Genomic DNA, 5,802 nt, shown 5'->3' with positions numbered 1-5,802 from the left:
TGCCCCTGCCAGATGGCGCGGGCGGGGCCAGCGGGCGATTCACCCAAAGCCACCCGGGCGTGCAGGATCCGCAGCGCGAGGTCGACGATCGCATCGACTTCCCGGCGGCCGTCGAACGCCGCACGGGTTCCCGCCAGCAGCGGAGATGACCAGGACGGTTCGACACGGGTCTCGTCCCAAGCCCGGCTTGCGGCGCCGGCGACCTGGGCCTCGATCGAGGTGGCCGAGGCGAGTTCGGCCGTCTTACGGGACGGCCGTGGCGCCCGCTCCACCGTCGCCGAGGGCGGCTCGCTGTCGCCGGTGACGGCCAAGAGGACCACTAGGAGCACGACGAACACCACTCCAGATGGCGGGGCGGCGCTCTGCATGCCGATGAAGACCGCGATGGCGGCCACCCACTGCGCTTTGGTGGGCATCCGTCGCCATGCGCGCCCGGCCGACGCCGTCCAGCCGGTCGGCGAGACAACCGGTGGGCGCGGCTCCGACGGCAGAAGCATGCTCCGGCTCAGGTAGGTCGCGCTGTTGCTGCCGTAGCGGCTGCGCCACAGCATCTCGTGACGTTGGTCCTGCGTGCCCATGCCTACGGCTGTCCTCCCCCGGTGCGGAGCAGCAGTCTGGCAGCGACCGGAGACGAAACCCGGGAACCGCAGGGGTGGTGTACCTCCGACGGGGCGGTTCGCCGGACCCAGCGGGTGGGGCGACCAGTCCACCTCCCGCCCGTTGAGATCAGCGGCCGGCTCGCTCCACAGCTACCGCGAGCAGCCCCTGCGGTGGAAGCCCCGATCTTCGCCGCCCACGTCTGGACGAACCGGTCTCGCTTCTGTCCAGGGCACATGCCACGATCCGTGCCGCGCCGTCGTCCACAAGGGAATCGGCGCTCCACGGGGGTCATCTCATGCGTCACCATCTGCCCGCTCTAGCGGTACTCGCCGTCGGCTTGCTGACCGGCTGCAGCAGCGCTCCCGAACCCGCGACCGCTGGGGCGGCGCCCTCGGCGACCCGTGCCTGGGTGGGCCCGTCGGGACTGGAAGTCGAGTCCGAGCAGGCTGCCCGGGCGGCGGTTGAGGCACAGAGAGTCGAGGCCGAGCGGCGCGCTGCCGAGGCGGCAGCACAGGCTGCCGCCGCGGAGGCAGCGGCGCAGCAGGCAGCAGCCCAGGAGGCGGCCGAAGAGGCAGCGGCGCGGCAGGCGGCCGAAGATGCGGCCGCCCAGGCCGTGATCGACGCCGAGGGCGGGTGCCCGCCGGGCTGGTACTTCGATGACGCCGCGGGCTGCACCAAGCAGACAGGGGACAGCGGTGGGGATGACGGCTATGTCACCTCCGACCTGGAGGTCCGCTGTTCCGACGGGACGGCGACCGTCGAGGAGTGCTTCGGCCCTGGTTCGGATCTCAACGGCAACGGGGTCGCCGACATCAACGAGTGACTGCGCACCCACGGGCCCTCGATGTGGCGACCAATGCCGTTCTGAAGTGCCGCCGGGCCCCGACGGGCTCGCTGCGCCTACGCGAAATCGACGACGGCGCTCTCAGACGGCACCGCGGCACTCACCTCGACAGGAGCACACCCAGTCAGGCCCGGGGCCCTCGGCGGGCGCGGAGCCGGTCGCGTTTCGTCGAAGCCGGCCGTCGACGAAACTGACGACAGTCCGCGGGCGATGTCCCGAGGGCGCTCGGGTTCCCCGCAGCGAATGCCCGCCCTTGTTCGAGGTGAGCAGCTGCACCTGGTACAGCTCGGTGAACTTCCGGCCGGTGTCAGGGGTGACGAACGTCTGGAACTTCCGCAGCGTCTGCCGGCCCAGGTTCCCCCGGTCGACGAGGAAGCACACCCGCTGGGCGCCGGCGAACTTCAGCATGCGGTACGTCTCGGCGGCGGCCATGAACGTCTTGCCTGCGCCGGTGGCCATCTGCACCAGGGCGCGCAGGCGGTCAGCGGCCAGCGAGGCCTCCAGGGCCAAGATCGCGTCGTACTGCGCGGGGCGCAGCCCGACTCGGTCCAGCGGTGGCAGGTGCCGCAGTCCGCCGCGGAACGTTGCGGTGTCGGGCATGGCGCGGTGCGCTTTCACCCAGCGGGCCAGCGTCTCGGGTCGGTGGAACCAGTGCACCTCGCGCGACCGTGGCACCGGGTCGAAGGCGTTGGTGAACTGCGTCTCCGCGCCAGTGGACTCGTAGGCGAACGGCAGCGGCTTCCCGACTGCCGGTATGCCGAACGGCAGGCCTGCCGCGTACTTCGCCGACCGCGTCTCGACACCGGTGAGCGACATGCCCTGCTTCTTAGCCTCCAGCACACCGACGGCTTCGCCGTCGACGAACAGCAGGTAGTCCGCACGGCCGTGGCCACCGGCAAGCTCGAACTCACGCACGGCGACGCCGCGGCCGGCCATCCGGTCGATGTCCTTGTAGTTCTGCACCACCCAGCCCGCTGCGGTGAGCATCTGGTCGATGCGCACGCGCGCACGCGCTTCGGGCGTCAGGTAGCTCTCGCTGCCCATCGGTGGTGCACCCCCGTGCTCTCGTAGACCTACAGGACCTGCCGGACGGTCCGCGGACCGCACCCGAGTGCAGCACTCCGCACGGTATCGGGTCGGCCGCGCACCGTATGCCACATCGCTGACATTCCGACCGCGACGGGGAACCCTCACCACGCCGAGGGAGATGCCGCCCGGAGCCTCCCCCTGCTCCCACCTGCGCCGTACGGTCCACGACCACTGCTCGAGAGATGAGGAAGCACTGTGGGGCTGTTTGGCGGACCGCCGAAAATGACTGTGGCCGAGGCGTTGCAGCACTACACCGAGCTCGTCTCCATCACCCTGCTCAGGATGTTCCACCTTGGGCAGCTCACCGGTGCCCGCGGTCCGCAGCTGTGGCAGGCCGCCTTCGGGGAGGCCTTGCATCTGCTCGGCGGAGACCGGTCGGGCACGCGCGGCCAACGGGCATTGCGGGCACGTCAGATCCTGGACACCTTCGGTCTGGCCGACGCCGTCGACGACGCCGCGCTCGCACACGTCTCCAGCGGCGGTACCTCCCACGACTTCCGGCCGGGCCTGCACGAGCTTGCCGGCGCGCGCGGCATCGGCGAACTTCCCAGCCGGCGGTTCTGACCCACCCACCGCCGCCTCTGACCCTGTTCCAGTCGCGAGCCCCGGTGCCCGCGTGGCCGTGCGGGCTGAGGAAGCACCCCGGCTGGGAGCGGGGCATCGCGAGCGCAGCTCTGACCTTCGCTGGGGTGAAACCGCGCATAGCGAGGTAGACCCCGGCCGGGTGCTGCGTACCGTGCTACGGCATAGCGCGTGTCCAGGAGGTGGCCAGGGTGAAGGCGGCGATGGGACGTAAGGCGCGCGTAGCGGCGGACCTGATGGACGCGGCCGCGTTTGAGGGCAAGCTGCACGCCCGCTCGGCGACGCAGCAGCTTGAGCACTGGGCCCGCGTCGGCCGTCTCGTCTCCGCGCAGCCGGCCGAGGCCAGTCGCCGGATCGAGGCCGCGTTCGCCGGTGCGCTGGACGAGCGGGACCTGAGCGCCGAGGAGCGGGTCGTGTGGAACGCCGAGTTGGACACGGCCATCTGCGAAGCGGCCTCCGCCGTCCGGTTCGGCGAGGTGCTCGCCGCCCGTGGTGTGACCACGGTCGCCCTCGACGAGCATGGCCGTCTGACGCATCACCACCCGGACCGCACGAAGCCCCCCGGGTAGCGCCGCATGGCGCCCAGCCGCTGGTGCAGCGCGGTCTCGATGCCGACGGAGGTGCAGTAGCCGCCCCACGGGGTGGGACAGTCCATGCTTGCGTCAGAGGCGGCCTGCGCAGCGGCTGAGCATGTGATGAGGACCGTGGCGCATCCACACGATGACGTCCAGGACCCGCAGCGGGGTGATGTGCGGTGACAGGCCGGCCGCGTCACGCACGGCGAGCAGGCGGTCGGAGAGGACTCCTGCGTCCTCGGCGTACATCCCGGCCAGCCAGTTCCACAGGCCGGCCGGCCTGCCGTAGGCGCAGCGGACCACCCGGTCGTACACCGGGATGAGGCGGGGCCGCTTTCGAGCCAGGAGCTTGTTGGTGATGACCCAGCCCATGCCGTAGGGCTCCTCCAGGAGGTCCCAGGCGACGCGGGCGTGCGACGAGGTATCGAAGAGCTGCACAGCTGCGGGGTCGCTGATGCTGACGTCGGTGGGTATCTGTTCGAGGTGGCGAGCGATGTCGGGCCCGAGGCTGCCCTCGAGGAGTTGTAGGGCGACATCACCGGGGACGTGCACCTCGAGCAGCGTCACGGCGACCAGGTCGTCGAGGGTGATCTGGTTGGCCATCTCGGACCGGTCCCCGCCGCCGCCGATGAACTCGAACCGGCTTCCGGAGTAGTGCGGGGCCACGCCCTCGGGAAGGTCAGGTTGGAAGTAGCTGCGCAGATCCGCGATCGCCTGTGGGTCGTCCACCACGGCGAGCAAGTCGGTCAGGCCGATCGGCTGCCGGGTCACAGGTCCTGCGCCTCGTTCCGCCGGTACAGGCCGCGCCCCACGCGGGTGAGGTCGGCGTACCCGGCGACGCCGTCGCCGGTGGACTCGGCGCACAAGTGGGCGCTGATCATCGTGCGGACGGTCGCCTCGGCGTAGCCCGTGCCACGGCGGCGCATCTCGGCGATGACCTCCGGCATGGTGAACTCGGCCCGTCCACTGCGGCTGGTGACTGCCTGAGCCGCCGCGAGGATTACCCGGCGAGCTCCTTCCCGGGTGGCGGCGGAGGCTTCGGCGGGCGCGCCCGAGCTGTTGGGCGGCTCCGGTGTCGTGGCAGCTGGATCGGCCGCGAGCGTGACCGGTCCCCCATCGGTCACCCCCTGGACCCGGTAGGCGTAGAGCGTCAACTGGTCACCGGCGGGTTCGGCGGTGACGCACTCGGCCGTCACCATGCCGGCGACCAACGCGGCACCGATCGCCTGCGTGGCGGTTCGAGGGAGCGCGGCGACGGCCGCCCCGGGCAGGCGCACCTGCTGACCGGGAGCGCCCGACCAGCTCAGCCCGCTTCGCTGGGAGGCCGCGGCCACGTAGCGGGCCAGCCGGTCGTTGAGCACCTGGATCACCCAGCGCTCAGCTGCCGGCGCGACGGCGACACGGAGGAAGTCCCGCAGAAGTTCGCCGAACGTCATCGTGTCCGGGGAGATGCCGGTGCGGCTGTCCCGCGGGAACTTCAGCTCGACGACAGCACCGGCCAGGCCGTCGACAACCAGGTCCAGGCGCCCGCCGATGGCGGATGCTCCGGGCACCTCCACGGCGACCCGGTCCGGCGTGATGCCGAACCCCTCCAGCGCAAGAACGGTCTCAAACCGGAGGACGTCCTCGGTGAGCAGGTGGGTGCGTCCCGCCCGGCCGTGTGCGGCGATCCGCTGGGCAACGGCGGCCCACAGTCGGATCCAGTCCGGCTCCGTGTGGGCGCCTGCTCCGTCACTCCGGCCTGCGACACGGCGGTCATGTTCGGAAGTGCTGCCCGGAGGGGTCATGCGCGCAGGCGGTGCACCGTCGCCGCCCAGCGTCTGCGGAACCGGCCACACCGGGGCATCGCTCATGCAGAAGGACCGTAGGCCAGCACTCCGACAGTCGCGGTCGGAGGGCGAACTGGCCAGTCGAGTCGCGAGAGGCCAGGTGGCATTCGCCCGGAACTTGATCTTGCGGCTGAGTCGATCTTGATCGAACATGCGTTCGAACACGTGATCGGATGCGAGGTCCTGCATCGCGTCGAAGCACCCCGGCATCGGGCCGGACGCTTCGAGCAATCGCGCTCGGGGGGCCAACCGGTTGTGGCTGGGGACCGCTGATGCCCGCAGG

Annotated in this window: 7 protein-coding genes; 3 read left to right on the top strand and 4 right to left on the bottom strand. The window is 71.0% G+C overall.

Features of this window, described 5'->3' with window-relative positions; all coding sequences use genetic code 11:
* Window positions 1–578 (bottom strand): hypothetical protein (locus VN520_RS15260; protein ID WP_325747456.1); only part of this gene is annotated, 578 nt, incomplete at its 3' end.
* Window positions 579–895: 317 nt separating this feature from the next.
* On the opposite strand from VN520_RS15260, the gene VN520_RS15255 reads away from it, so the two are divergent.
* Window positions 896–1,423, top strand: a complete 528-nt coding sequence (locus VN520_RS15255) for a hypothetical protein (RefSeq protein WP_325747455.1) — start codon at window positions 896–898, stop codon at window positions 1,421–1,423.
* Window positions 1,424–1,525: 102 nt separating this feature from the next.
* Here the strand turns inward: VN520_RS15255 and VN520_RS15250 are convergent, their stop codons facing one another.
* A complete protein-coding gene (locus VN520_RS15250) occupies window positions 1,526–2,488 on the bottom strand; it encodes a DEAD/DEAH box helicase family protein (protein WP_325747454.1) in 963 nt (320 codons plus the stop codon).
* Window positions 2,489–2,755: 267 nt separating this feature from the next.
* Between VN520_RS15250 and VN520_RS15245 the strand changes: the two genes are divergently transcribed.
* Window positions 2,756–3,097, top strand: coding sequence for a hypothetical protein (locus VN520_RS15245; protein WP_325747453.1), 342 nt, complete (start codon window positions 2,756–2,758; stop codon window positions 3,095–3,097).
* Between the two features lie 200 nt (window positions 3,098–3,297).
* Window positions 3,298–3,684: a TA system antitoxin ParD family protein gene (locus VN520_RS15240; RefSeq protein ID WP_325747452.1), complete on the top strand. Its 387-nt coding sequence runs from the start codon at window positions 3,298–3,300 to the stop codon at window positions 3,682–3,684.
* Between the two features lie 93 nt (window positions 3,685–3,777).
* Here the strand turns inward: VN520_RS15240 and VN520_RS15235 are convergent, their stop codons facing one another.
* Together VN520_RS15235 and VN520_RS15230 are read right to left on the bottom strand one after the other, a co-directional pair.
* Window positions 3,778–4,461, bottom strand: a complete 684-nt coding sequence (locus tag VN520_RS15235) for a DUF6308 family protein (protein ID WP_325747451.1) — start codon at window positions 4,459–4,461, stop codon at window positions 3,778–3,780.
* Window positions 4,458–5,543 carry a DUF7669 domain-containing protein gene (locus tag VN520_RS15230; protein ID WP_325747450.1) on the bottom strand — a complete coding sequence of 362 codons (1,086 nt, stop codon included), beginning with the start codon at window positions 5,541–5,543 and terminating at the stop codon, window positions 4,458–4,460. Before VN520_RS15230 ends, VN520_RS15235 begins: the two co-directional genes overlap by 4 nt.
* Between the last annotated feature and the right edge of the window lie 259 nt (window positions 5,544–5,802).

Origin of the sequence: Streptomyces sp., assembly GCF_035563135.1 — a bacterium.
Taxonomy (GTDB): Bacteria; Actinomycetota; Actinomycetes; order Streptomycetales; family Streptomycetaceae; genus Streptomyces.
Note: the sequence above shows the minus strand (reverse complement) of the source record. Positions and strands in the feature narration are given on the sequence as shown.